Source organism: Pseudomonas yamanorum (genome assembly GCF_013386765.1).
Taxonomy (GTDB): Bacteria; Pseudomonadota; Gammaproteobacteria; order Pseudomonadales; family Pseudomonadaceae; genus Aquipseudomonas; species Aquipseudomonas yamanorum_A.
In genome coordinates this window covers 1-381 of the sequence record NZ_JACARE010000093.1, presented here as the reverse complement: position 1 = coordinate 381, position 381 = coordinate 1, and the positions used below count along the sequence as shown (strand labels likewise).

Annotated in this window: 1 pseudogene; it reads left to right on the top strand. The window is 60.4% G+C overall.

Annotated features, from left to right (window positions below):
- Nucleotides 1–100 precede the first annotated feature (100 nt).
- Nucleotides 101–205, top strand: a pseudogene (locus HX875_RS33005) (SDR family oxidoreductase); the annotation flags it as partial.
- Nucleotides 206–381 lie beyond the last annotated feature (176 nt).

Below are 381 nucleotides of genomic sequence, written 5' to 3'. Positions count from 1 at the left end.
CCCTCCACCCACGTTCTCCTGAAAGAATGCGCTGACCTTTTCAGGGGCGCTTCGCACCCCAGCGGGAGCAAGCTCCCTCGCCACAAGGTTTGCGACTCCTCGACGTAATGGCTGCCAGGCACTGCCGTGGATGGCGGCGTTGTTGCCCAAGGGGTTGCTGGAGACCATCCTGAAAAAACGCTTTGGCCTAAGCGGAACCTTGTAATAACAGCACCGCTAACGTGTGGCGAGGGAGCTTGCTCCCGTTGGGCTGCGCAGCAGCCCCAAAACCATCCACCCACGTTCTCCTGAAAGAATGCGCTGACCTTTTCAGGGGCGCTTCGCACCCCAGCGGGAGCAAGCTCCCTCGCCACAAGGTTTGCGACTCCTCGACGTAATGGC